Source organism: Acaryochloris sp. 'Moss Beach', from assembly GCF_021497025.1.
GTDB lineage: Bacteria > Cyanobacteriota > Cyanobacteriia > Thermosynechococcales > Thermosynechococcaceae > Acaryochloris > Acaryochloris marina_A.
In genome coordinates this window covers 3612567-3637177 of the sequence record NZ_CP071717.1, presented here as the reverse complement: position 1 = coordinate 3637177, position 24611 = coordinate 3612567, and the positions used below count along the sequence as shown (strand labels likewise).

The 24611-nt window shown below is 46.2% G+C and carries 24 protein-coding genes and 1 tRNA gene; 15 read left to right on the top strand and 10 right to left on the bottom strand.

Annotated features, from left to right (window positions below):
- Positions 1-88 precede the first annotated feature (88 nt).
- A complete protein-coding gene (locus HRE53_RS17165) occupies positions 89-721 on the top strand; it encodes a class I SAM-dependent methyltransferase (protein ID WP_235107316.1) in 633 nt (210 codons plus the stop codon).
- A gap of 298 nt (positions 722-1019) precedes the next feature.
- On the opposite strand, the gene HRE53_RS17160 is transcribed toward HRE53_RS17165, so the two are convergent.
- Positions 1020-1550, bottom strand: coding sequence for a zinc ribbon domain-containing protein (locus tag HRE53_RS17160; protein ID WP_235107315.1), 531 nt, complete (start codon positions 1548-1550; stop codon positions 1020-1022).
- 249 nt (positions 1551-1799) lie between these two features.
- Here HRE53_RS17160 and HRE53_RS17155 point away from each other — a divergent pair, with 249 nt between their 5' ends.
- Together HRE53_RS17155 and HRE53_RS17150 are read left to right on the top strand one after the other, a co-directional pair.
- Positions 1800-2864, top strand: a complete 1065-nt coding sequence (locus tag HRE53_RS17155; protein ID WP_212664516.1) for a hypothetical protein — start codon at positions 1800-1802, stop codon at positions 2862-2864.
- Positions 2845-3996 carry an LptF/LptG family permease gene (locus HRE53_RS17150; RefSeq protein ID WP_235107314.1) on the top strand — a complete coding sequence of 384 codons (1152 nt, stop codon included), beginning with the start codon at positions 2845-2847 and terminating at the stop codon, positions 3994-3996. The genes HRE53_RS17155 and HRE53_RS17150 overlap by 20 nt, the downstream gene beginning before the upstream one ends.
- A gap of 74 nt (positions 3997-4070) precedes the next feature.
- On the opposite strand, the gene HRE53_RS17145 is transcribed toward HRE53_RS17150, so the two are convergent.
- From HRE53_RS17145 to ruvX, 3 genes are all read right to left on the bottom strand, one after another.
- Positions 4071-5096: a long-chain acyl-[acyl-carrier-protein] reductase gene (locus HRE53_RS17145; RefSeq protein ID WP_212664514.1), complete on the bottom strand. Its 1026-nt coding sequence runs from the start codon at positions 5094-5096 to the stop codon at positions 4071-4073.
- Positions 5097-5359: 263 nt separating this feature from the next.
- Entirely contained in the window at positions 5360-6055 is a 696-nt protein-coding gene (locus HRE53_RS17140; protein WP_212664513.1) for an aldehyde oxygenase (deformylating), read from the bottom strand.
- A gap of 277 nt (positions 6056-6332) precedes the next feature.
- Positions 6333-6752, bottom strand: a complete 420-nt coding sequence (ruvX, locus tag HRE53_RS17135; RefSeq protein ID WP_235107313.1) for a Holliday junction resolvase RuvX — start codon at positions 6750-6752, stop codon at positions 6333-6335.
- Between the two features lie 222 nt (positions 6753-6974).
- On the opposite strand from ruvX, the gene HRE53_RS17130 reads away from it, so the two are divergent.
- Positions 6975-7062, top strand: a tRNA-Ser gene (locus HRE53_RS17130).
- 127 nt (positions 7063-7189) lie between these two features.
- Here HRE53_RS17130 and HRE53_RS17125 read toward each other — a convergent pair.
- Positions 7190-7570, bottom strand: coding sequence for a PadR family transcriptional regulator (locus tag HRE53_RS17125; RefSeq protein WP_212664512.1), 381 nt, complete (start codon positions 7568-7570; stop codon positions 7190-7192).
- A 915-nt stretch (positions 7571-8485) separates the two neighbouring features.
- On the opposite strand from HRE53_RS17125, the gene HRE53_RS17120 reads away from it, so the two are divergent.
- Positions 8486-10078: a serine/threonine-protein kinase gene (locus HRE53_RS17120; RefSeq protein WP_235107312.1), complete on the top strand. Its 1593-nt coding sequence runs from the start codon at positions 8486-8488 to the stop codon at positions 10076-10078.
- Positions 10079-10096: 18 nt separating this feature from the next.
- Here the strand turns inward: HRE53_RS17120 and HRE53_RS17115 are convergent, their stop codons facing one another.
- Positions 10097-10987, bottom strand: coding sequence for a universal stress protein (locus tag HRE53_RS17115; protein WP_212664510.1), 891 nt, complete (start codon positions 10985-10987; stop codon positions 10097-10099).
- 97 nt (positions 10988-11084) lie between these two features.
- Positions 11085-12392: an FAD-dependent hydroxylase gene (locus HRE53_RS17110; protein ID WP_235107311.1), complete on the bottom strand. Its 1308-nt coding sequence runs from the start codon at positions 12390-12392 to the stop codon at positions 11085-11087.
- Between the two features lie 231 nt (positions 12393-12623).
- Here HRE53_RS17110 and HRE53_RS17105 point away from each other — a divergent pair, with 231 nt between their 5' ends.
- From HRE53_RS17105 to HRE53_RS17070, 8 genes are all read left to right on the top strand, one after another.
- Positions 12624-12986 carry a ferredoxin-thioredoxin reductase catalytic domain-containing protein gene (locus HRE53_RS17105; protein ID WP_235107310.1) on the top strand — a complete coding sequence of 121 codons (363 nt, stop codon included), beginning with the start codon at positions 12624-12626 and terminating at the stop codon, positions 12984-12986.
- Positions 12986-13423, top strand: a complete 438-nt coding sequence (locus tag HRE53_RS17100; protein ID WP_212664507.1) for a DUF309 domain-containing protein — start codon at positions 12986-12988, stop codon at positions 13421-13423. Before HRE53_RS17105 ends, HRE53_RS17100 begins: the two co-directional genes overlap by 1 nt.
- Positions 13424-13494: 71 nt before the next feature.
- A complete protein-coding gene (locus HRE53_RS17095; protein WP_235107309.1) occupies positions 13495-13905 on the top strand; it encodes an LptA/OstA family protein in 411 nt (136 codons plus the stop codon).
- 44 nt (positions 13906-13949) lie between these two features.
- A complete protein-coding gene (gene lptB, locus HRE53_RS17090) occupies positions 13950-14678 on the top strand; it encodes an LPS export ABC transporter ATP-binding protein (protein WP_212664505.1) in 729 nt (242 codons plus the stop codon).
- A gap of 32 nt (positions 14679-14710) precedes the next feature.
- Positions 14711-15856, top strand: a complete 1146-nt coding sequence (locus HRE53_RS17085) for an LptF/LptG family permease (protein WP_235107308.1) — start codon at positions 14711-14713, stop codon at positions 15854-15856.
- Between the two features lie 74 nt (positions 15857-15930).
- A complete protein-coding gene (locus HRE53_RS17080; RefSeq protein ID WP_212664503.1) occupies positions 15931-16359 on the top strand; it encodes a GFA family protein in 429 nt (142 codons plus the stop codon).
- Positions 16360-17392: 1033 nt separating this feature from the next.
- Positions 17393-19990: a hypothetical protein gene (locus tag HRE53_RS17075; RefSeq protein WP_235107307.1), complete on the top strand. Its 2598-nt coding sequence runs from the start codon at positions 17393-17395 to the stop codon at positions 19988-19990.
- Positions 19991-20086: 96 nt separating this feature from the next.
- Positions 20087-20647, top strand: coding sequence for a hypothetical protein (locus HRE53_RS17070; protein ID WP_235107306.1), 561 nt, complete (start codon positions 20087-20089; stop codon positions 20645-20647).
- A 49-nt stretch (positions 20648-20696) separates the two neighbouring features.
- Here the strand turns inward: HRE53_RS17070 and HRE53_RS17065 are convergent, their stop codons facing one another.
- Positions 20697-21191, bottom strand: coding sequence for a DUF427 domain-containing protein (locus tag HRE53_RS17065; protein ID WP_212664500.1), 495 nt, complete (start codon positions 21189-21191; stop codon positions 20697-20699).
- An 85-nt stretch (positions 21192-21276) separates the two neighbouring features.
- Between HRE53_RS17065 and HRE53_RS17060 the strand changes: the two genes are divergently transcribed.
- Positions 21277-21477 (top strand): glycosyltransferase, encoded by a 201-nt coding sequence (locus tag HRE53_RS17060; RefSeq protein ID WP_235107305.1) that lies wholly within the window; start codon positions 21277-21279, stop codon positions 21475-21477.
- Positions 21478-21565: 88 nt separating this feature from the next.
- Here HRE53_RS17060 and HRE53_RS17055 read toward each other — a convergent pair whose 3' ends face one another.
- Positions 21566-22588: a zinc-dependent alcohol dehydrogenase family protein gene (locus HRE53_RS17055; RefSeq protein ID WP_235107304.1), complete on the bottom strand. Its 1023-nt coding sequence runs from the start codon at positions 22586-22588 to the stop codon at positions 21566-21568.
- A 135-nt stretch (positions 22589-22723) separates the two neighbouring features.
- On the opposite strand from HRE53_RS17055, the gene HRE53_RS17050 reads away from it, so the two are divergent.
- On the top strand, positions 22724-23641 hold the full coding sequence (locus HRE53_RS17050; RefSeq protein WP_235107303.1) for a LysR family transcriptional regulator: 918 nt from the start codon (positions 22724-22726) through the stop codon (positions 23639-23641).
- 84 nt (positions 23642-23725) lie between these two features.
- Here HRE53_RS17050 and HRE53_RS17045 read toward each other — a convergent pair whose 3' ends face one another.
- Positions 23726-24562, bottom strand: coding sequence for a PhzF family phenazine biosynthesis protein (locus HRE53_RS17045; RefSeq protein WP_235107302.1), 837 nt, complete (start codon positions 24560-24562; stop codon positions 23726-23728).
- Positions 24563-24611: the final 49 nt, after the last annotated feature.

Genomic DNA, 24611 nt, shown 5'->3' with positions numbered 1-24611 from the left:
TCAACCTTTATCTCAGACTTTCCTAAAAAAAATGACGGTCTATCGATTGTCCTTGCTAGTATGACCATAGATAAGGCCTAATCTCACAATGACTGCTAATGTTCTAGCTGCCAAAACCCGAGTTTTCGATCAATGGGCTCCCAATTACGATTGGTTGTTCACCACGGTGTTTTACCAAGCAGTCCACCAACGTCTGTTGAGCTATGTAAACTTACCGAACGATTTACCCACTGCTGCTTTGGATATGGGTTGTGGAACAGGTAAGCTCCTCAATCGTTTAGCCTCTCAATATTCACAGTTGCAGGGAACGGGACTGGATTTATCCCCAGAAATGCTGCGGCAAGCCCGTCAGGGTAACTGCCATCGTCCGCGCTTGATTTTTGTCCACGGGGCAAGTGAGGCGATGCCCTTTGCGGATAATCAGTTTCATGCAGCATTCAGCACCATCAGTTTTTTGCATTATCCCGATCCACAACAGGTATTTATGGAAATGGGTCGTGTGCTAAAGCCTGGAGGTCAGTTCTATTTGGTAGATTACACAGCCTTTTTTGGAGTAGGCACACAGCAAAATATTGCTGGATTGGGTGGTCCTATGCATTTTTATAGTCCTCAGCAACGTGAAACGCTAGCAATGAATGCTGGTCTAACTTGTACTGGTCATCATTCGTTGTTAGGCCCTGTGTTACTCTCAGTTATTCAAAAATCCAGTCTGTCTACTTAAATTCAATTTGGATACAGCTAGTGTTGGTATCTCTTTAAAAGTGGAATGCAGGTGTATCCAATACCAGAATTATCAAGAGACCCGAGCGACTGGCTTTGGAGTGAAGATGCACTCTGGTGCCAATGACATGGGTAGAACTAGTCCTAGATCAGACGGCTCTCTTCCAGGGGTATTCTGGGGCAAGGATGGGGAATTGTAAGGACGCTCTCCCTGTCATTGTCAAAATGGCATGAGCGACCCAGAGTCCACGATCTAACGAACTCTAAGTTGGCTCTAATTGGAAAATATTTAGACTATTTTAGTGAAGGCGATGACCACAGTTTGCACAGAATTTGTCTTGCGCAGACACGGCCGTTCCACATTGACTACAAAAATTATTTTGCGTTGTTTGGGTAGCGGTTGCTGTTGTTCTCATGCTGAGGTGCATATTGCCCATACGCATTTGCATCGGCTGCATACTCATGACCATATTACCCATCGTTAGCGGTTGTAACGGTGGCATGGGAGGTATAGGAGATGTGGGGGGATGTACAATCTGCTGCAGTGGAATACTTTCGAGCGTATGCCGAGGGGGCATTGCCTCAATCGGCCGGATTTGATGATTTTGCACTAACAGAACATAATTTCCCTGCGCCGTCTCTAGCCGGATAATATGCCCTTGCAGACTTCGAAAGAGTTCTGGAGAGGTGGTCCAATGCCCAGTAGAAAAACTGTGGCTAGTTTGTTGTTGTTGGCCAGGTGAGGCTGCAATAGCCGTAATAATGGTCTGACTGTCTTGATTCTCGAGATAAATAGTGGAGCCCGTCCCTAATTCACCGACATATGCCATACTGCATGGCTCCTTATTTAGATTGAAATTTTCACTGGTGTTATCTCTATTGTGAAGGATTGGTACTGTACTGTGATTCTTCTATGGGGTTCTTAACACAAGCCAAGATAGAGAGACGACACTCATGAGGTCCTGAACTAACATTCAGAACTATGCACACTATCTTTTGCCTGATCATCTGAAAAAATTTCTTCCCTTTCGTTGGAATAACCCATGGCATAATAGGTCGGCAACGAGGTAACGGTGGTTATGGTCAAACACTCTAAATCAGAGGATGAGCAAGATACATCTGGACAGATCAGTGGTGGAGAATTTACCTTAAAAGTCCCTGATCCAGAAGATGAAGAAATCTCTGAATTTGAGTTTCAACAACAAGTTGGTGCTGCATGGGAGGTCTGTGATCGCTTCGACTTACAGACGGATATTTGGCGGGGGCGAGTTTTGTGCGCCATTCGCGATCGCGAAAAAAATACGGGCGAAGGTCGAGGCAGTGGCTTCCTCAACTGGTTACAAGACAACGAAGTTAGCAAGAGTCAAGCCTATAGCTGGATAGAACTCGCCAATAGTGCTGATACACTTTTAGAGGCCGGACACTTAGAACCTGACTCCATCAATAATTTTAGTAAGCGAGCCTTCGTTAAAACAGCCCAGTCTGCTCCCGAAATTCAAGAATTAGTCAGTGAAACAGCCCGCCAGGGGGAGCGGATCACCACTCGAGAAGTTCAACAGCTCTCGGATGAGTGGACAACAATGACCTCAGATTTGGTTCCTGCTGAAATTAAAACCAAGGCGGCCAACCAAACTATTCCTATTCGCCATGTAGCTCCCCTCGTCAAGGAACTAGAGAAATTACCGGAAGCCCATCAGAATACAATTCAATCTGAGCTTGCCGCTAGCCCTGATCTAGATACCCTCAAACAAGCCACTGCAGAAGCCAAACAATTAGCAAAATATTTAGAGGCTTTTGGCAATGTCCAAGCCCTCACCGAGCAATCTATTGATTTAGAATCCAGCCTAGAGGAAGCACTGCGGCTAGGCTGCCTCAATATCACAGCTGACTTAGTCAACCAGGCCTCGCAACTAGAACATATGGTAGCTAAGCTTTATACCACCTGGCGACGACTGCGTCGCTTAACGGACAAACTACATAATGCATCTGGAGCCAGTACTCCCCATCTACAATCCCTATTACAGGCATTAGAGCGTCTCTATGGCGATGTTCTAGAAGTGGAACTAGGTGCATCTGGCTCTAAGCCTTCTGAGACGATTAGTATCCAGGTCTTATCCGAACCCCATGCCTCTGGCTCAGAATAAGCTGTTTAGGAGACTCAGAAGATTCTGGATCTCTCGTTTAGATATCTTTATTCTGCAAGCTTTCTGGATGCCTTGGGTCTTTGCCTTTGGTGCATTTACAGCCATTAGCTTTAGTATTGGCGCTCTGTTTGATGTCTTGCGGCGATTAACAGAAGGAACCTTATCGAGTGCTGATGCATTACAAGTGTTGGTATTACAGCTCCCTCGCTTTATGGTGCTGGCTTTACCGATGTCCATGCTTCTGGCCCCTTTGCTTACCTATAGCCAATTAGCCCAAAGGAATGAGCTAATGGCTCTTAAAGCTTGTGGGACAAGTGTATATCGCATTGTACGGCCAGTCATTTGTTTTAGCCTGATTGTGGCTGTTTCTACCCTCACCCTTAATGAGTGGATCGTTCCTCCGGCTACTGCAGCAGTCAATCGGTTGCTGGCCCAGCACCCCGCGAGTCAGATTGCAGCGATTCCTAGCCAAAATATTGTTCATAAAACCTATCGGCATCAGCGATTAATCCAGCTGTTCTATGCCCGCACTTTTGATGGTGAGGCACTCCATCAACTGACTATTTTGCAGTTTCAAGATCGTCACTTACATCACATCTGGCTAGCCCAGCAAGCCACCTGGAACACCGCTCAACAACAGTGGACATTATCCCAGGGGACTCGATATACAATCGATCCGATTTCGGGGTTGTACCAACACGTTGTTTCCTTTAAGCAGCAGCCTTTTCAAAGGATCAGTCCGCAGGAATTAGCCGAGATCACAAGCAACCCCATCAACCTGCACGAAACCGAGGTTCTGATGCGACATGTACAACAGTCAGGAAATTTACAAACGATGCAACACCTGCAAGTGCGCTGGCATTCACTGATGGCTTTTCCCTGGATCGGAGTGGGATTTACGCTTATAGGATCAGCACTAGGCTGCCAGTCAACCTCAAAGCAAGGTTCACTGGGCTTTGGGTTAAGTAGCCTGTTGATTTTTGTTTACTATACCTTCTCGTTTATCTGCCAAACCTTAGGAGATACAGGCCTCTGGTTAGCAAGCATAGCTGGCTGGCTGCCGATCGTGGTTTTAATCACCCTAGGCAGCGCCTTACTTCACAACAGCAATATCCGTTCAGCGAGTTACTGAGTAAAGCCAATATCCTTTGCCCTGATTAGTCTCACAGATCTTGGGTCAACCAAACATCTATTTCTATCACTGGCTTAGATAGCGAGTGATAGAGGTTTAAAGCCATGTTTGAGAGATATTTCACCAATTTTTTCCATCTTTGCAACCGTAATTTCGTTGCGTCCCCAAGAAAAATTAGTGTGTAACTGCTCAAATTCTAGGAGCATAGATTCCGCAAAACAGGCAAACAACTGACGATTAGGAATATTCATGTTGACAATATGCATGATCTTCCAATCAATATCCAAAGAATGTTCGACAATACCACCGTTGAGGATATGAACGTCAGGATGCTGAACTTTTGTGCCTAAATTTTTCGGATAGCCACCATCAATCATGAGACAAGGATGCTTCAAATTGTCAGCATCAATCTCGATGCCTTTTGGCATACTAGCAACCCACACAACGATATCTGCTTGGGGTAGGGCTTCTTCAATCGACATGATTTTGCCTCGACCCAGCTCAGACTGCAAGGTTTCCAGACGGCCCTGATGGCGGGCAACCAAGAGTAATTCAGCTGTGTCTGTACGAGCATCTAGCCAGCGACATACAGCACTACCAATATCGCCCGTGGCACCACAAATAGCGACAGTTGCCTTATTCAGGTCAATCCCTAGTTGTTGGGCTCCTTGCTCAACTTGGCGGCAGATAATGTAGGCCGTATGGGTATTACCGGTCGTGAAGCGTTGTAAGTCTAGTTGAATATTTCGAATGCGGGTAATGCGCTGTAAATTGAAATTCTCAAAAATAATGGAAGAGAAACCACCCAAAGCAGTGATATTAATCCCATTCTTCTGAGCATGGGCCATGGCATTAACAATTTTACGAGTCGCCGCCTTGATTCTCTGGGAAGCCAGCATCTCAGGTAGGAAACAAGATTCGACATATTTGCCGTAAATGGTTTGCCCCGTAATACTTGTAACCGTAATGTCATCAACGATTTGAGGTGGGGCCATACACCAAAAATCTAAGCCTTGATCAGCGTACTCTGGATATCCTAATTCTCGGGCAACGGATTGAGCATGCTGCAAGCTGGTTAGATGACCAATTAGACCAAACATATATTTTTAGAAAGGAGCAAGCATTGCTGTTTCAAACAGGCTTACTGCGAATGTGTAAATAAAAGACTGTTGCAATAGTACACAACAATGTTACTTAATATTACAGCAAACCGTTATTTCGAACCAGAAAAAGTGATGGACATGGCGTGAAGTTAGCCAAGACGGGATAGCTGCTACCCCTGCAATAGAAAGAGCCAGGCTAGAAAGCCTGACTCTTTTAGATTTAGAGGATGGCATGGCGCAACATGCCATAGGTGCGACGTTTATGCAGCCACAAGACCGTATGCGGACATTCGCATAATTTCTCCAGTAGAGAACCCAATATTGCTGAGGGCTTCACCATATTGGATCATGAAGTCTTCAACTAGGGCTTCTTTTTCCATTCCTAAGACAGCTGCATCTTTGTCCACTTCGTTCAGCATTCTCCAAACGATGGGAAGGTTTTTGCGATTGGCTTCTTGGATTTCTGCTTTCACATCATCGAAGTGGGCCTTGAGCCACTCTTCACCGTAATTGAGGTGCTGATACTCATCTTTGACCACAGATTCTGTAATCTTGCGGGCAAAATCATCAGCGACGGGAATATAGATGTTGTAGGCTGCGATCGCAAAGCACTCAATAATCAAAGACTGGATCACTAAGCAAGTTGGAACTTTATCCTCAGCCGCAGCCTCTTGGAAATTCTTATGTAAGTCGGAAAAGAAACTGCGAGCAAAGTTTAGATCGCAGGTCACTTCTAAGTTGCGACCACAGGCTTCAAACCCTTTTTTGTGACGAGCTTCCATCTTGGACAGGCGGATAAAGTCGTCTTGGTGATCAGGCAGCATTTCGCCAAGACGAATATAGTTTTCATGAGCTTCTTGCTCACCTTCGATCACAATACCGTCAATCCGACTGTAAGCATCTTTGTAGGTGTCACTATAGAAGTCAATTTCTGAAATAGCCTGAGTTTGGGGCATATCTAACTAATCTCCTGATACATTCCTGTTTATACTGCGTCAACAACGTGACCTTAAAGTCTAATTCTAAAAAATATAGTTCTAATCTTTTTCAGTCTACTTCAAGGAGCAAAAGTCTCATGCTGTCATCCTGATTATACTAATCCTAAGTAAATTTGCTCAGAATTTAATCAGTAAAAGAAGGTAAGTCATTGGCAGTCTACCTTCTAAGGATTATGGATGACTCGTCAAGATAAAGGGGGAACTAAAATGGCAAAATCCTTCCCCAAGGTATTCCTTATACCTGTGAACCATCAGTATCTTTAGGCTTTGCTAGATACCTCTCAATTAAGATAATGGCCACAATGTCATCGATAGGATGATTAATCTTGCGTAAACTTTGGGGAATGAGACGATGGATGCCTTGAGGCGGGTAAAGCTGCCAATATTTGCCTCGGGCTTCTAAGGTGCTATAGCGTTCATCGACCTGAATAATGTCAAGATTAAGTGCATATTTTTCGACCAGAACGTGCAGCCATTCTTTTGAAGTGGTCTGATTCCCCATTACTAATAAGGAGATTGGATAGGTTTGGCGCAAAGTATTAATAGAATCAATTACTTGAGAAGCTGCCACAACCTGATGCCAGTGAATAGTCTGGTCTCCCCCCATGACGGCCAATCCACATTTTTGTCGTCCTGGATCAAATCCCAGAATCATGGACGAATCTACGATGATTGTTGGTTCAGAGGTCGGAGATATATCGTCTATCATTCCGTTATGTTTTGACGATCTTTTGTTGTCTAACTTTAGTGCCAATTGCTATGACAGACGTGAATGAATTGAGCGCTTCACAAAATCTGTCATAGACACCAAAGATCCAGAGCAGCTTAGGTTAAGATGTACAGTGGACTTTGATGTCTATCCAAACAACATAGACTAGGAGAGGTGGCAGAGTTGGTCGATTGCGTCTGACTTGAAATCAGATGAGCCCGTAAGGGTTCCGGAGGTTCGAATCCTCTCCTCTCCGTTTTAATAAAAATAGTTGTAATCGTTGAGATTGAGGTATACAAAACCACCTCAGCGCAACTATTCGCAGAAAATCGGCATTAGATTGTGGTCTAATGCCGATTAGTATTACTTGGATCCAATAATACTCAACCAGATTGAAGCTGCTGAATCCCTGAGACTAGCTGCTCTTCACCGAGGAACTTATGCCACAAGCGCCCCAGTTTCCTGGCTTCATCAGACTTTTCTGTAGCTACTTCATACATGCGACGTGGGCGTCCGCGGCCTTCAACTTTTTGCCAATAACCTCTGATTACACCTTCATCTTCTAAGAATTTGAGGGCACTATACAGTACCGTATCTGACAAACGATACAACGGATGGTTATTCTCTACGAGCTGGATCAAGGCTGTTCCATAGGAGTCACCATGGTCAATCAGCACGGATAATACGTAGCAAACGGCTACTTCTTTACTGAGATAAATAGGTGGTGGTTCTTGAAAATATCGATAAATATCTTGGAATTTCATGTGCTGTCACTTCGTAAATAAGGTGAATAATGATGCGGAAACTAATGACGATGGTTAATCGTCATGTTCCATGAGCCTGTCTAGAGAAGTTGCTCGGAAGACGCCATTAGCCCTTCATACGCCCCCCGTGTCTTTGCCCTATAGACGACAAACACTAAGAGCACAGAAGTTACTGCTCTCCAAGAATGACAGCCCTAAAAGCGTTACGAATTCGTAAGTTCCGCACCAGCTTCGGGAGTCAAAATAAGAGCAGGCTAAAGCTATGCTTCAGAACTTTGCAACTCTAAAACGCCCAATACTGGTGATATTTGTTTTAAAAAATAATGATTTGAAGATAACCCCCCCCGGTTTACCTAATGAACTCGATATTTAGATCAATTGTTCAGTGCATCAGCACAACATAGCTTTATCTATAACGTTGGCATCCTGAGTAGTGACCTAACGATAGACAGTATTCACATAGCTAGGCTGAAGTTACTATTACATTCGAGCTAACACTAGAGATTATAATTCCCAATTTTGTTTCTTAAAATTGAATTTATCTGAATTTTATAGTTCAGATTGTAAAAAACGATAGCATTCATTCCGCTAATTCATCTCTCTGTCCCTGTTTGATGAAAACTGATGGGGGGATGAAGAGGCTGGAAAAATATAAGTTAAGATTGATGTACTTCAATATTCAGTCTACACAGTTATGCTTGAGTTTTCCTGGGGAAAGCCAACAGTATTGTAGAGAATATTCTATTGAGGATTATCAAGTGTTGCAGAAACTGTTCAAATTCTGAACCTTCTGGGAAAACTGTTGAGTGATGACACTTGTTGATAGCATACCGTTGAGAAGAACGCACAACATGAGGACAATCATTACCTTGTTTTGGAGTCAATTCGCTCGGTGTGTGGGAGAACAATCATAAAATGATTGACGACAACACTGATCCAAACCTCGGCCAAGTTCTGATCAACCGATATCGGTTAGCAGAGCTCATTGGTCAAGGCTCGATGGGAAAGGTTTATCGGGCAGAAGATCAGCTCTTGGGTGGTGTCACAGTCGCCGTTAAATTTCTTGCTCAAACGTTACTGAGCGAAAAAATGAAAATGCGGTTTGCCCATGAAGCTCGAACTGGAGCACAACTGGGACAGCGCAGTCTCCATATCGTCCGTGTTTTAGATTACGGTGTGCATCGGAATGAAGCCCCCTTCTATGTCATGGAGTATATGGAAGGGAAAAATTTGAGTGATGTTATTGCAGCCCAGCCCTTAGGAATTAACCAATTTTTGCGGTTAATGCGGCATATGTGTCTGGGATTAGAATGTGCACACCAAGGCATAAAAATTGATGGCAAACACTGTCAAGTCATTCATCGCGATATTAAGCCTAGTAATGCCTTTGTGATTTCTGATCCCAGTTTAGGAACCTTGGCTAAGGTTTTAGATTTTGGCATTGCTCAATTCTTATCAGATACTACTGAATCCAATCAAACAGGCTCGTTTATGGGGACATTGGCTTACTGTTCTCCTGAACAGATTGCCGGCAAGGATTTAGATAATCGCTCCGATATATATAGTCTTGGCATCACTATGTTTGAGGTGCTCACAGGACATATTCCGATTCAGGCCGAAACCAATTCGATTGGCAGTTGGTATCATGCCCATCGCGCTCAAGTGCCTAAAACCTTCACTCAAGTCGCCCCCGGATTACAAATCCCTGCCTCTCTGAATGACTTGATTATGTCTTGTATGGCGAAGTCTCCGGACGCTCGTCCCCAGACCATGGCTGATATCCTGGCGGTCATCCAAACCTTAATAGAGCAAGGTTTAGACGGAGGCAAAGTCGAAATTGATGAGCCAGTCATCGTCGATAAAAAGGCCCATAAAAGCACCGTATCGGATCGACGCCGAACCCTTGGAACGGCCCGCGTTCCCTCTATTCCTAATCCTCAGCAACGATTTTGGTCTATTGAGGATGCAGGCTGGAATGTCTCTTGGCCCAAAAATAAGCCCATTGCAGATATTGTATTTCCACAGTTATTGCAAACTGAAAAGGAAGAAGCGGTGGCCTTATGGGTGATGTTGCCGCGATCTGAAGTTAGCCAGCGGCTGCTGAATACCCGCTATAACCAGTTTTTATGTACAATTCATCCGCATCCCATGGTGCTGTGGATTACGACGATTTATGATCCGATGTCAGGGCCAAAGTGGTTGCCTTGCTATCTAGATTTGAAAGATGCTCGCGGCGAAAAAGCAGTGCAATTGCTCAGTCAGGTGGGATATTATCCACTCATTTTCTTCTCTCGTGAGGATCCTGAACAACCTGCAAACGTTTGTACTGTACCGATTGCCCCTTATCAGAAACAGATCTTTCAAGATTGGATGCGGCTCAGTCGAGGGGCTGTTGTACCGGGTTCGGCAATGACCAGTAAGCAAATGCTGAAAGCTGAGTTGGAAAAAATCAAGCCCAATATTTTAATTAAGCTCGAAAATGCGCAAGGACAAAAATTTCAAACGTAGGTCTGGGTCAAGATAGCCTTAAGCCGGCGGCACAAATAAAATTGGGTGCCAGCTTCGGCGTACCATCTCTCCAGCGAAGCTGGGAATTGACAACTCCCAGAGTCGACCAAAGTGCTTGGAAGAAACGACAATAGCGCTGATATCGAAGTCTAAAGCAACGGTTTGAATTTCTGCGATCGCATTTCCCTGACGCACATCAATATTCACCTGTAACTTCAGATCTTCAAGCCGTTGTTGTAGTGCCTGTAAGGATTTAGTGCAATCCTTGGCTTTCGGGAGTAGGGAGACTTCTTTGCGCCCTGATTTCTCCAAAACCCAACACAGCATGCAGGCGTCCAAAGACTGAGGCGGCCGATTTTCTGCTTTGGCTGCGACATAGTCCACCACATGTTGAGCAGATTGACTGCCATCAAAAGGGATAAGTAAGTATCGCAACAAATGCTGACAGCGCAGCGCCATTTCTTCTTCCGTATAGGCAGACACTAACTGTGGTCGCAGGATCAACAGAGGAACAGCAGTTTTGGGGGCTAATTCACTGGTGGTACTGCCAAACAATTTCTCATTCAGGAGGCTATGAATCGAGGTCCCTACCATGACCAACTCTGATTGATACTTTTCTACGGCAGCCAAGATAGCTTTGGCCCTCGCTCCAGCTGAGGATGAGCAGGTGGGCAATTCGATTTGGACTTCAATATTGTCAGGGCAATGTTCCAATGCGGGAGAGAGTTTGGCCTGAGCCATCGCCAATTTTTCTTCGTCAATTTTGGGAATATTTCGATCGTCTTCGAAGGGCACACAGTGTAAAAAGACAATTTGTTGCAACCCAGCTTGCGCGAGTTCAGGAATAAACTTAACGAGACGATGAAGGCCATCGGTAAAATCGGTGGTAATGAGAAGTCGATGGAACATAGATCACATCCCTGAACGCCGAATAATTGACTCTATTATGGTGCCTTGCAGTAATTTCTTCTGGGTCGCTTGAGAGTCTTGATCATTACTAGTGAGTCTACTTAGGCTGCCCTAGGTTAGGCAAGCGGCCACTCAGTCCGGCCATAAAGCGAAGAGCTAGGATCCGCAGAGGAGTAATCCATTGCAGTGTACGCAACCCCAATCGCCGTCCTTGAACGACTAAAAACCACCGATTGGAAAATACTCGGTTCAGAATATCGGTAAAGCCCAACGCTAGCCAATTTTGGCGACGCCGCCACTGCTGATATTGACGCAATACCTGGACATCGCCAATATCTTGACCGGCTTGATGGGCGGTATGCAGAACTTGGGCTAAGGCTGCCGCATCCCGAATGCCCAGATTTAGACCTTGCCCTCCCACCGGATGGCAGGTATGGGCAGCATCACCGACCAGAGCGAGACGATGACCCATATATTGTGTGGAATGCATCCATTTCGCTGGAAAGAGGAAGCGGCGCCCAACCAGAGAGAGTTTGCCCATTTGCGAGCCGTATCGTTGTTGAAGCAAGTCTAGAAATTGGTCTTCTTCTAGCTCCAATAAAGCTTGGGCTTGAGCATGGGGAGCAGTCCACACAATGCGACATTGACGGTTCGCAATCGGCAAAATGGCAAAAGGACCACTGGGCCAAAATCGCTCATAGGCGATATGGTTATGGAATTTCTCGGGAGCAATGGTGGCCACTAGACAGGATTGCCAATAATCCCAGCCTTGAGTGGTGATACCGGCTTGTTGACGAACTTGAGATCGCGACCCATCTGCCGCCACCAGCATTCTGACGTTCAAAGTCTGGGGCAATGACTCAGCATTAGGGCGATGGGCCTCTTCTGCTTCGCAGGAACTGGGTGCCAATTGAACCTCCACCCCATGGGCATGGTAATGAGTAGCTATTACTTGAGCAGGACAGCACCAGTCGACATGCTCACAAGTTTTCAGAAACTGCAGTAGCTCTTTCAGTAACACTCGATGTTCTGCAACATAGCCTAAGATAGACGTCCCTAAATCTCTCGGCTTGAATTTAACAACACTGGGACAATTGCCGTCTGATAGATGAACCTGGGAAAAATATTCGACTTGGGGAGCAATGGCCTCCCAAACACCAATTCCTTGATAAATTCGGCTAGAACTTAGGTGAATCGCATAGGCTTGGCCTTTAGCAATAGCCACCGAGTGGGGTTGCGCTTCAATCACGACCACCCGCAGGTCTGTATCTTTAAGGGCCGCAGCGAGAGTTGCGCCAACAATTCCGCCCCCAACAATAGCGATGTCATAGTCGAAGCTGGTGTGGGACGGGGCATTAACTTCCGCGACAGCAGTATTTTTCGTGGTGTGTTGGGCTGAAGCCATGGAATGTGAAGGATCGTAATACTTCTTTCATTGTTGCCTGTTTTTTGAACAGTAGGCAACTGGAGACCGCTAGGATCGAGCGATCACAAAGCTGCAACAGTAAAGTGAGGTGTCTTTTTGGAATTTTTCTACTCGGAAATATTGCAGTCCATAAACACAAGCCAATAATGGTAGGCTTTAAACCAAAAGAAGCCAATATTCTGTCCCCAAGTTTTTGACCTCAAGGATCCTATGACACAAGCTAGCGGTGCCCAACAAGCTACGGAAAAAAGCCTGGAGGCGATGAGAAAGTTCTCTGAAACCTATGCTCAGCGCACTGGAACTTACTTTTGCTCAGATCTTGGAACAACGGCTGTTGTCATTGAAGGTCTAGCCAAGCATAAGGATGATTTGGGTTCTCCTTTGTGCCCTTGTCGCTATTACGAAGATAAAGAAGCGGAAGTGGCAGCGGCCTATTGGAATTGTCCCTGTGTACCCATGCGGGAGCGTAAAGAATGTCACTGTATGTTGTTCTTGACCTCTGATAATCCCTTTGCTGGGGATCAGCAAGCCATCACTGCTGAACAAATCCGAGCTGAGACAGACAAGTTTTAATGGAAGATCTGCCTCCCGCTTTTTGGCAAGGGGTTGAAGAATTTAATCAAGGCCAATATTATGCGTGTCACGACACGCTTGAGGCCTTATGGATGGAAGCGACTGATCCACCCAAAAGCCTTTACCAAGGTTTTTTACAAGTTTCAGTAGCTTGTTATCATCTTGGCAACAAAAACTGGCAAGGTGCCGTCATCCTCTTAGGTGAAGGTATCGGTCGCCTGCAATCCTATGAGCCAGAGTTTGCGAGACTAGATATTGGAACATTTGTTGATGTCAGTGCAAACCTATTAGAATGCTTGCAGCAACATGGACCGGAGCAAGTGGCGATATTCAGTCAACTCGTTTTACCGGCTCATCAGCAGTCTGAGTCTGCCCCCCAAGATGCTAGCCTTATTACTCATTTAGCTTTATTACCCAAAATCACCACGGTAGAATAAAGCCAAATACAGATAACTAGAGTGGCTGAATGACTAGAAAAAAGAACCATCGAGCTTTAAACAGGTAACCGATGAGCAATTTTCAAATGCGAGCGCCCATTTTTAGACTCAGAGTCAATCTAGTATGCATCATCCTCTTAGGGCTAGGGGCGATTTTCTTTAATCCGATCCAAGCCCAAGATCAGCGCCGATCTTTGACCCTGCGGGCGGATGTTCAAAAAGCCAATGCTAAAACCGGTGTTGTGACAGCAGCAGGTAATGTTCAAATTATTTATCCTCAACATAAGTTGAAAGCGACTGCTGCTAAGGCTCAGTACTTTAGCCGAGAACGCCGCATTCTGATGGAAGGAGATGTGCTCATCGAGCATAAAGGCAATAATATCCAAGCGGATAAGATTACCTATGTGATTGATGAAGGCCGATTTGAGGCTGAGTCTGATCCCTCTGAGGCGGTGGAGACTAAGGTGAATCTATCTAAGTAGCCTGAGCATCTGAGGACTTTTCTGAAGATCTGAGAGGAGGCCGCTTGCGTATTCTCCTACAATCTATTAGCAAATCTTATCGCCGCCGTAGCGTATTGCAGAAGGTCTCGCTGTCTACAGGTCAAGGTGAGATTGTGGGACTATTGGGGCCCAATGGAGCTGGAAAAACCACCACCTTTTATATTGCGGTGGGATTAGAACGACCGACCCAGGGAACCGTTTGGTTGGGCAGTCAAGAGATCACGGCATTACCGTTACATCAGCGAGCCCGGCTAGGAATCGGCTACCTGGCCCAGGAACCAAGTATTTTTCGGCATCTGAGTGTCCGAGATAATTTATTGATGGTGATGGAACAGTCGGGGGTGCCCCGCAAACAATGGTCTACTCGGTTAACCCATTTACTCACAGAATTTCAGCTTGATCATGTGGCCGATACTCTGGGCATGCAAGTGTCTGGAGGTGAGCGACGCCGGACTGAATTGGCACGGGTATTAGCGATGGGTAAAGATGGGCCTCGATTTCTCCTTTTGGATGAACCCTTTGCAGGGATCGATCCCATCGCTGTCGCGGCGATGCAAACTATGATTGCTCGATTGTGCGATCGCAACTTAGGTATCTTAATCACAGACCATAATGTCCGCGAAACCCTAGCGATCACACATCGGGCCTATATCTTAAGGGAAGGGAGTATCTTGGCTGCGGGGACACCTACAGAGCTTTATGATGATCCCCATGTTCGTCAGTATTACTTGGGAGATCAGTTTCAGCGTTGATCGTCACTCTGGACTCATAGCTGGTGTCTAGAGTGAGCAGGGTTTTAGGGCGGCAACGATTGGCTTTGATCGATCGCTATCTGTTTCGACAATTGTTGCCGCCTTTTTTGTGGGGGATGGGAGCTTTTTCGTCCATTGGTGTGTCGGCTGCCGTCTTGTTTGACCTGTTGCGTCAGGTTTCAGAGGCGCGGTTACCCCTTGCGATCGCACTATCGATCCTCGCCCTACAGCTACCTTACTTTGTCAGCCTCGCCATTCCCATGTCAGTACTATTAGCCTGTTTGCTGACCTTATCCCGGTTGCAGGGCAATGGTGAGCTGATGGCACTCCAATCCACAGGGATGGACTTAAATCGATTGATTGGCTCTTGTCTTGGTTTTTCACTATTGGCCTGTCTATTGATGTTGGGACTAACAGAAAGCGTTGTTCCCATGAGTCAAGCTCACTCACAACATCTACTTCTTCAAACCTTGCAAGCAGGGCAATTTTCACTCCAGGACCGCCATATCGTTTATCAAGATATCGGTCCCAATCAAAAACTGCGCCGCCTCTTTTATGCTCAAACGGCCCAGGAAAAAACCTTGTCTGGAATAACCGTTATCGATTGGACGTTGCCCAACCATCAGCAGATCTTAGTTGCTAAATCAGCGACCTGGCATGCAGAACAAAATCTCTGGACTTTTGAGGATGGCTCCATCTATGCCGTCGGGACTGATGGAGCTGAGAAACATATTATTGAGTTTTCAAAACAGGAACTACAACTGCCGCCTCCATTGTCTTTTGCTGATCATGACATCAACCCCAATGGGGTGACCCTCGCCCAGTCAAAACAGCTGCTAGCCAAACTCCGACAAACAGGTAATCCAACTCAAGTCAGGGCCTTAGCGATCCAAATTCATCGCAAAGTTTCGCTCCCATTTACAGTGATCGTCTTTGGATTGGTAGGAAGTTCTTTAGGCATCAGTCAGCATCGATTGGCCGTTAGCAATGGCTTTGGTATAAGTCTGATTGTGGTGTTGGGGCAATATATCCTCATTTTCATCGCTGATGCTTGGGGCCAATTAGGCATCATTTCGCCGTGGCTTGGAGCTTGGTTACCCAATATTATGACTGGATTCATTGGGGTAGTTTTGCTGCTGAGACCAGGAAAAACTCTGCGGTGGCAACAAAAAAGATAAGCTTGCTTAAATTTAGGATTCACAGGAAATAAAACACCCCCTATAATGCCTGAATATTTACATGGGAGCCTTTGATGTCAAATTTGCTAGAAGCGCAAGGAAGTTGCCTCTGTGGAGCAGTTCATGTGGTTGCTAAGGCGGTGAATCCCAACGTGGGTGCTTGCCATTGTTCAACCTGTCGTCAATGGTCTGGAGGACCGTTTTTTGCAACAGAGTGTGGCACAGAAGTGATGTTTGAGAACCAAGAGAAAATTTCGATCTTTAATTCTTCTGATTGGGCTGAACGAGGATTTTGCCAGACCTGCGGCACGCACCTGTTTTACCGCTTAAAAGAAACACAGCAGCACTTTATCCCTGTGGGACTGTTTACTAACAGCGAAGAATTTCTGTTTGATCATCAAGTTTTTATTGAGGAGAAACCTGACTTCTACAGCTTTGCTAATAAAACCCATGACATGACAGGAGCTCAACTCTTTGCTCAGTTTGCGAGTTCTGAAGAATAATTTTTCTTCAATACTTCACTTGTTATTAAGAAAAGTCGGCAATTTCTTTATTGAGTAGAAGGCATGGTTACCCTGGACATAATCCACACAATCCTCTGACTCTGCCTCAGCATTTGTCCAAGGCAATATATTGACAGCCTCTTTCCTTATAGGGCAGATTGAATACCTCATTTATTCAAAAGATTTGTACTTCATATAGAGATTCAAGATTTCAATCATTTTTAATCGAGAATTCTGTAAGCAGGGAGTATTTATCAAATTCAAATTACCCATATAAATCAACCAGAAAACTAGATGATTTATATTGACCATAATGTAATTTAATCTATACCGTACACCATATATTTTTTTGGCGTTTTTTATGGTGAGATTAGCAATTGATTTAATTTCTGCCATAACCTTATAACTCAGTCACCATAATATTTTACGAGATCTATTATAATGCAGACTACGTCGGAATTGGGTGGAGAAGCGGCTGATTCTTCTGGCTTAAGTAACATTACTTTATTAGTAGTATCTACAAGAGAGATAAGCAAACTAATTCCTCTATAGAAATTCACTAGACAAGGCAATTACCTGAGATTAACTTTCTAGATTTCATACTCATTTAACGCGGTTATTTATTTTAATAAAATCGAAGATTATCTATATTAACTAGACAAAATTTAAATTCATTTTAATTGAGCCGAAACATTGAGAAATACTCAAGATAAAACCATATTATTATTACCTTCTTGAATAACTAGAAAAAGCTAACTACATCTAAATCAATGAGGGGTCTGGATTGAGATGTCATTTTAAGTTTTATCGATGGGAACCCTAGATCTGTGTAGATCTGACAACTCATGTGCATCATTAGCACTGACTTTGCAAAACTATATTGTCCCTGAATCCTAATAGACCGGGGAGAGTAAGCTGACTTTCTAATTTCGTTATGAAATGGGGAAAAACGGCACTCTACAACTCAAGTGAAAGGGTCCAGCTTGAACTTGAAGTGATCAATATTGTTTGATTGCGAGTGAATTGTGATTCCTTGCTGCAGATCCTGATTTTCTGTGTTCCCCATTACCAAGAACTCCAAGACGACATGAATGACGATAGAACTCAGTCCTATACTTCTCCACGTAAAGTTGGCCCTCTCGCCATTGCCGCCATTTTGGCCAGTAGTCTTCTTCAGCCCCTTTTCCCTGCCTTTGCTTTAGGAACCGCTGCAGGGGAACAGATCACCAATACCGCCACTGGCACCTATAAGGATGATCCTTCATCCCCAACGACCATTGATACAACATCCAATACGATTACAGTCACTGTTGCTGAAGTTGCAGGTTTATCGGCTGTACCTTCTGGATTTGCTGATGTAAATGGTGGATCCGTTGATGCTGGGGATACTTTAACCTTTACCTTCGATATCACCAATATTGGTAATGCGCCGACTGACTTATTTATCCCTGGTACAAATAATCTGAATGCTGAGAATTTTGTACCCAGTACGGTTCAGATTGTAAATGCAGCAGGTACAGTACTAGCGACGGTACCTGCAGGTGGTTCTAACCTGAGTGCACTGTCGATAACTGGATTAGCAGATCTAGATCCTGATCAGGTCTTAAAGATTCGTGTGACAGGGACTCCAGCCTCGAATATACCCGCTGGTGCCGATGTCGGAGTCACACTAGGTAATACAGGTCCCAATAACAATAGTGCCAGTACTCAAAACCAACCTGATAATGCAGATGGTGCTCGCTCAAATGACCTTCGTACCATTGATGCTGATCCAAGTAATGGTGCACCGGAAAATGGTGAACGGGAAGCCAGTGCGACGAATAGCATTCCTTTTGGTAGCTCCCTCAGACCGATTGCTTTGGCAACGATAGCCAAGACAGCATCTAATCTCAACCCAGGACCGACTCCGGCAGCTAACGATGACTTAATTACCTATGATTTAGAGCTAACCGTTGAGAATACCTCACCGAATGCTGCTTTTGTTCCTACTAATTTAGAGGGAACGCCAATTAATTTGAACGGCACATCGACTCCCCAAATTCTTGTCTCTGATGCTATTCCTGTGGGGACAAAGCTGTCTTCGATTGATAACATTCCAGCCAATTGGCAAGCTGTTTATACCACTACACCAACCAGTACACCAGCAACAGCTGCAGCTTGGGTCACAACGCCACCGCCTCTGACTTCAGTGACACGGCTTGGATTTGTTTTTGTGGGTGGGCCTGTTCTAGGTAGAGGGACAACCGTAACGCCATTTCGCTTTACCGTAATTACATCTGGCTTGCCACCCCTAGGTGGACAGGTGAACAACTTAGCCCAGGTGTTTGGAGAAACGTTTGGCGATCCGTCTAACCAAGTTATTTATGATGAATCGGGTGATTCTCACCCCAATAACTTTAATGACAATCAAACGCCTCCCAGCCCAACTGGAAGTAACTATAACCCGACAACCGATACAGGGGTTGCAAATCCAGTCACGCAAGGTACGGATGCAGGCAACGGCAACAATGGAACGGGTCCTAATGGTGAAGCCAATGTGATCCGCTTAGGAGAAGTGGCAGCTAGTGACGATATTCTCAATGGTCCCGATGGTGTGCCTGGAGCAGGAGGGCCCTCTGATGACGATGATGATTTTACGAATCGATCGACTGATATCCCGCAAAATCTAGGTCCTACTGATACCTTTGACCCGGCTCCATCTACCTTCACCAATTCCGTTCAAAATCCAGCAAGCACCGGGTTTATCGCTGATGTCACGATTCAGCCGATTTCCCCAACTCAGGCTGAGGGAGCTGATGATAGTACATTGACGGGGCAATATGGAACAGATGCTGATATCCCCAACGGTACGGTTGTCACTATTGCTTATGATCCGGATGGTAATCCTGGGAATGGTGATGAGCTAACCGCGACCTATCGATGGGATAGTACCACCAATACCTTTGAGCTGCTTGCTAGTACGACGGGGGGTGTTGCTGATGGTACGCCTAAGCATGTGAATGTTGGTGATTTACCCGGAGGAAGGACCATTAACTATTCGGTGACGGTGGATCTACCGGATGGGGTGGGGCTCAATGATGAGATTCCCATTCCCATCTTGGCTTTTGCGGATGATGATCCCGTCAATAATCCGGGTTTTACGGGAGAAACTACCAATAATGTGACGATTGATCGTCTGTATACTGGCTTTTTACAAGTCATCAAAGAAGTCCAAGTACTGGACGCCAATGGGGAGGTCATTCAGGCCTGGACCTCTGATCAGACTATTTTAGATGGTGTTAATATCCAGCTGGATTATCAGCTGGAGTACCGGGTTACTTACGAGAATATTTCTACTCCTGTCGTGGGGAATGGCAACATCGGTTTGACAATTCCTGACTTGACCTTAGTAGAAGATGGCACTGCGATTGTGGGAGGCACAACTAATAACTGGGCGGGCTTCTCTAACCATCAGCAAAATACGAGCGCAGATCAAGGGACCGTGAGATACTTCACGAACAGTGATGATCCCAATCCTTTGACCACATCGGATCCGGTGGATGATACCAAAATCCAGAAATATGAGAATGAGGTCGGACAAGTTGATCCAGGTCAGCGGGGTCAGTTCTTCTTCCGTCGTCGTATTAAGTAATGGGGGTTAGGATTGAACCCTATCAACAGATCATCTGTTGATAGGGTTCAATCCTTCTCAATCCCTCTACTGTTGCATTTCAAAGGTCTTCAAATAATGAAACGTCGCTTATCAATTGGTCTGGGTATTTTAGCGGTTGCTGTAGCTGTTCCTTTTGCCAGCGGCACTCCGGTCTTTGCTAATTTGCAAAAGGCTGGCGCAGAGCTGGTGCAAAAAATATTACAGCTAGAGGTAAAACTAGCACTATCTGCAGAGAAACAAGTCATTTCTACCAACGCAGAAGGGGAGCAAGAAATCGTCTGGGAAGCTGTAGAGGGTAATGTCACTGTCCGTCCGGGTGATGTCTTGCGCTATACCTTGCTAAGTGAGAATGCTGGGGATAAATCCGCTTCGGAGCTAAAAATCAACCAACCCATTCCCAACAAAACAGCTTACGTATTGGATTCTGCTCGGGCCAACGGTGCCACGCTTACCTACAGTATTGATGATGGTCAGACTTATGCTGAACAACCCATGCTGGAGGTGACTCAGCCGGATGGAACGGTCAAGATGGAGCCTGCACCGGCTGAAGCTTATACCCATGTGCAATGGGATTATAGTGAGTCTTTAAAGCCGATGGCTGCCGTTCAAGCAGTCTATGAAGTTGCGGTGCAGTAGATAGATATAGCGAGAACGCCTCAAGTTGTTTGGGGAATCCTTTGCATATTTACCATCCCCAAGTTCCGGCACCGCCTTTAAAGGGGCCAACAATATCAGGTGTAATCCAACCACCGTAAAAATCACCAGACTGGGCCTGGACCACTTCTCCATCGAGGGTGCAAACGTCCATGCGGCTAGGATAGAAGGCGACGTAATCTTTGAGATCAGCGAAGCGAGGGGTGGGATTGGCGTAAAACCAACCTACGTTTTCTTCGATGCGATCGCACACGGTTACCGTGTAATATCCTGCAGATCCTTTCCACTCACAAAACGTCGATCGCCGCGTTAGCTGTAAATATTCCATTTGAATATCAGTGGGCGGAATATAGTAGACCGGCGGATGACTGGTCTCTAGGACTCGCTTGGCCTGGTGGGTATCAGCTAAGGTAACCCCATTAATAATGATCTGCAGATGTTTAGAAGAGTCTTCTAAACGAGGAGGACGAGGATAATCCCAAACAGATTCTTGACCCGGACCGGGTTCAATACGATTCAGGGGCATTAGAACAAAACTCCTCTCTTGAAAGCGACCCATACACTTTTTAGAGGGTAACGCTGATCGGTTCTAATGTGGTTTTGAAAGAGATATGGAAGGCTTTGACGTGGTGATCTTGGAGGCCAATAAAGCCAGAACCTCTGTGGTTGCTTCTAATTTAGAGGGGCTGCGAGATATGATGCAAGACAGTTGCAATGGATTTAAGGTGGCTCCTCTCAATGCTCACCCATTTGCCCAGGCCATTGATGATGTTCTAGAGAGAAAACTGCCCGGCCTCTCAGATGCGGCCTAGGCCTGGGGGACGGAGCAATATGCCCCAGGGGTTGTGAGCGATATGCTGAGGTTTTGCATCAGGTGACCCAAACCTTGCCTCCAGTGCTCTATCGCGAATGAACTTTCAACACAATTTTGCCAGTTTGCTGATTGGACTCTAAAGCATGGTGGGCAGCAACGACTTCTTCAAAGGGGAAGGTTTCACTGACCATCGGCTGCAAACGGCCATCTGCTAGACGGGGAAGGAGAAATTCACGGGCTGCTACTACCGCTTCTGTTTGTTGAGGCAGACCAAAATTGGGATAGCCCGTATAGGCAAACACGGTATACCCATGCAGACTGATGTTTTTGAGCAGAAATGGCATCACGGGTAAGGTAGGTTCCGTTGAATCGAGGAGACCATACAAAATACAGCAGCCTCCCATGGCTAGGCAGTCAAGAAGGGTGGGAATGGTACGGCCTGCGATCGCATCAAAGATCACTGCGACACCCTGACCCGAAGTAATCGCCTGAATCCGCTCTGCCAGGTCTTCTTCGCTAGTGACCACGACATGATCTGCCCCCGCTTGGCGGAGGGCATCGGCTTTGGCCTGCTTGCGAGTGGTCGCGATAACCGTCGCCCCCATTTGTTTGGCTACAGCAATAGCGGCAAAACCAACGCCCCCCGTAGCTGCAGTGAGTAAAACGGTATCGCCGACCTGTAAATGACCAACCCTTTGCAGGGCAAAGTAGACGGTAGTGTACTGGACACCTACACAAGCAGCCTGCTCAGCGGAAAGAGTATCGGGCCAGGGCCAGAGGGCATTAGCGGGGACAATTGCGGCTTCACCATAAACTCCATAATCGGCTTGAGAGAAGGTTGGGATGGTGAGAATGCGATCGCCCACCGTAACGTTATCCACATCAGGTCCTACGGCCTCTACCGTACCGGCAACGTCATAGCCCAACTTGGATGGAAGCTCCGGCGTTTCAATATATTGATTTTGGCGGAGGAGGCCATCGGCACGATTGAGACCAATCGCCCGTATTGCAATACGCACTTCGCCAGGCCCCGGTTCAGGGAGGTCTAGGTTGTCAATTTTGAGACCTTCAGGACCTCCAAATTCATGAATACGAACAACACGAGTCATCGTTCTACCTCAGATTTTTTGAAAGAGGCCAGAATGACTGACGCTCTATCGGTAGACTAAAAAGGAAAAATAGATTAGTCAAACGAATACTATGCATAGCTGCCATCGATTGCATACATACCAAGGAGCAACCCCATGACCCTTGACTATGCCAATCTGCGCCAACTAGATCTGAATCTACTGCTGGTTTTAGATATTCTGATCGCTGAAGCGAGTGTGACTCAGGCAGCTGAGCGGCTACATATGAGTCAATCGGCCATGAGCCATGCCCTAAAACGGCTCCGCAAGGTCTTGAACGATCCGATCTTGATTCGGGTTTCGCAACGCCAAATGGAAGTGACTCCCTATGCCCGTGAAATCAGTGGGCAAGTGCGGCAGGTATTGACCGATATTCAAGCAACCCTGCTAGTGAAAGAAACCTTTGATCCAGCCACGACGAAGGTAGATTTTCGCATGGCGACGAATGACTATGTAGAAGCAACCATCGGTGGACAAGTGCTCTCTAAGCTAATGGTTGATGCCCCCCAAGTGCAGATTAGGATATGCAGCACCAAGAAAGATGAGGTATTAGCGGCATTGGATGCCAATAGGATAGATCTGTTTATCGGTGCTGAATTAGATCGCAAGCCTTGGCATGACCAACAAGCGCTCTACGAAGAAGAATTTGTGTGTGTAGTGCGTAGTGAAAATCCGCTGACGGAGATGTCTTTCACTGATTATGTCGCCAGATCTCATATTCTGGTCTCGCTTCGGGATGATTTTCTGGGAATTGTGGATCGCCGCTTGGCAGAAAAACAGCAAGCCCGGTCAGTGATTTGGTCTACGCCACATTTTATGTCAGTGCCGTTTTTGCTAGCCCGAACAGATTGTGTGGCGCTATTGCCGAAACGGATGGCAGAACAATGTGCCAAGGCCATGGGGTTAAAATTGTTGCCACCTCCGATGGATATCACAGGGTTTACGGTATCTATGGTTTGGCATCAGCGGCATACCCATAGTCCTCAACATCAGTGGTTGCGACAGCAGATAGCTCAGGCTGTCCAAGCTTTATAAAGCGAAGATGCTCCACCCAGTCGTCCTCACTGAGTCATGTTGATATTCGGCCTTTGGTAAAGCTGCTCCTCAAACGTGGCTAACTTAGAGACGTACTGCCATCCCGCTCACCTCAATTCCACCGCTAGCAGGAATATCCACCACCAATCGACTAGGCCGCCCCATCGCTTCTCCTTGGCGAATCATAATCTGATGGGGAACAGAGATTAACTGAGCATCCCGTAGATACCCGCCTAAAGCCGCTGCAGCAGCCCCCGTGGCCGGGTCTTCCACTACACCACCCACCGGGAAGGGATTACGGGAATGAAAAACGCTAGGACTCTCTCGCCAGATTAACTGTAGCGTTAACAGGCCATCCTGCTGCATCAGGGCTTTGAGTCGGTCAAAATCGTAATCTAAATGAGCCAGCCGCTCTGCCTGAGAAACGGCCAACACCAAATGCCACGCCCCGGCATAGGCCCGAGCCGGTGGGATAGATAGATCTAGCTCATCCAACTGCCAACCCAAGGCAGATAAAATATCCGCTACTAATGCATCCGAAGCTTGGGTATAGGTGGGTTCTACGGACGTCAAAGCAGCTTGCCATTGCCCCTCTTGGACACTAACAGCCACGGGGACTTCTCCTACAGTCGTTGCTAATTTATACGTTCCCTCACCACTTAATTCACCGAGGACCACTCCAGTTGCAACGGTGGCATGTCCACAAAAGGGTACTTCTACTTCTGGACTGTAGTAACGGACCGTTCGCTCAAATCCAGTTTTTGGCACCACAAATGCTGTCTCCGAAAAACCCACTTCAGCCGCGATTCGCTGCATGGTTTCCGGGGTTGGCAGGGTATCGCCAATCCACACTCCAGCAGGGTTCCCCCCTTTTGGATCAGTTGTAAAAGCAGACAGCAGGTGCAGTGAGGAGTCAGTCATGGGTTTGAATTTTAGGGCGGGCAATAGCAGGTAATCGCTCAAGCAAGGA

Coding starts and splice junctions, on each gene's coding strand:
- HRE53_RS17160 (WP_235107315.1), bottom strand. CDS start 1,550: ATGGCATATGTCGGTGAATTAGGGACGGGCTCCACTATTTATCTCGAG.
- HRE53_RS17105 (WP_235107310.1), top strand. CDS start 12,624: ATGACACAAGCTAGCGGTGCCCAACAAGCTACGGAAAAAAGCCTGGAG.
- HRE53_RS17080 (WP_212664503.1), top strand. CDS start 15,931: ATGTCAAATTTGCTAGAAGCGCAAGGAAGTTGCCTCTGTGGAGCAGTT.
- ruvX (WP_235107313.1), bottom strand. CDS start 6,752: ATGATTCTGGGATTTGATCCAGGACGACAAAAATGTGGATTGGCCGTC.
- HRE53_RS17045 (WP_235107302.1), bottom strand. CDS start 24,562: ATGACTGACTCCTCACTGCACCTGCTGTCTGCTTTTACAACTGATCCA.
- HRE53_RS17140 (WP_212664513.1), bottom strand. CDS start 6,055: ATGCCCCAAACTCAGGCTATTTCAGAAATTGACTTCTATAGTGACACC.
- HRE53_RS17120 (WP_235107312.1), top strand. CDS start 8,486: ATGATTGACGACAACACTGATCCAAACCTCGGCCAAGTTCTGATCAAC.
- HRE53_RS17145 (WP_212664514.1), bottom strand. CDS start 5,096: ATGTTTGGTCTAATTGGTCATCTAACCAGCTTGCAGCATGCTCAATCC.
- HRE53_RS17155 (WP_212664516.1), top strand. CDS start 1,800: ATGGTCAAACACTCTAAATCAGAGGATGAGCAAGATACATCTGGACAG.
- HRE53_RS17070 (WP_235107306.1), top strand. CDS start 20,087: ATGAAACGTCGCTTATCAATTGGTCTGGGTATTTTAGCGGTTGCTGTA.
- HRE53_RS17095 (WP_235107309.1), top strand. CDS start 13,495: ATGAGCAATTTTCAAATGCGAGCGCCCATTTTTAGACTCAGAGTCAAT.
- HRE53_RS17060 (WP_235107305.1), top strand. CDS start 21,277: ATGGAAGGCTTTGACGTGGTGATCTTGGAGGCCAATAAAGCCAGAACC.
- HRE53_RS17115 (WP_212664510.1), bottom strand. CDS start 10,987: ATGTTCCATCGACTTCTCATTACCACCGATTTTACCGATGGCCTTCAT.
- HRE53_RS17100 (WP_212664507.1), top strand. CDS start 12,986: ATGGAAGATCTGCCTCCCGCTTTTTGGCAAGGGGTTGAAGAATTTAAT.
- HRE53_RS17110 (WP_235107311.1), bottom strand. CDS start 12,392: ATGGCTTCAGCCCAACACACCACGAAAAATACTGCTGTCGCGGAAGTT.
- HRE53_RS17125 (WP_212664512.1), bottom strand. CDS start 7,570: ATGAAATTCCAAGATATTTATCGATATTTTCAAGAACCACCACCTATT.
- HRE53_RS17055 (WP_235107304.1), bottom strand. CDS start 22,588: ATGACTCGTGTTGTTCGTATTCATGAATTTGGAGGTCCTGAAGGTCTC.
- HRE53_RS17050 (WP_235107303.1), top strand. CDS start 22,724: ATGACCCTTGACTATGCCAATCTGCGCCAACTAGATCTGAATCTACTG.
- HRE53_RS17065 (WP_212664500.1), bottom strand. CDS start 21,191: ATGCCCCTGAATCGTATTGAACCCGGTCCGGGTCAAGAATCTGTTTGG.
- HRE53_RS17165 (WP_235107316.1), top strand. CDS start 89: ATGACTGCTAATGTTCTAGCTGCCAAAACCCGAGTTTTCGATCAATGG.
- HRE53_RS17150 (WP_235107314.1), top strand. CDS start 2,845: ATGCCTCTGGCTCAGAATAAGCTGTTTAGGAGACTCAGAAGATTCTGG.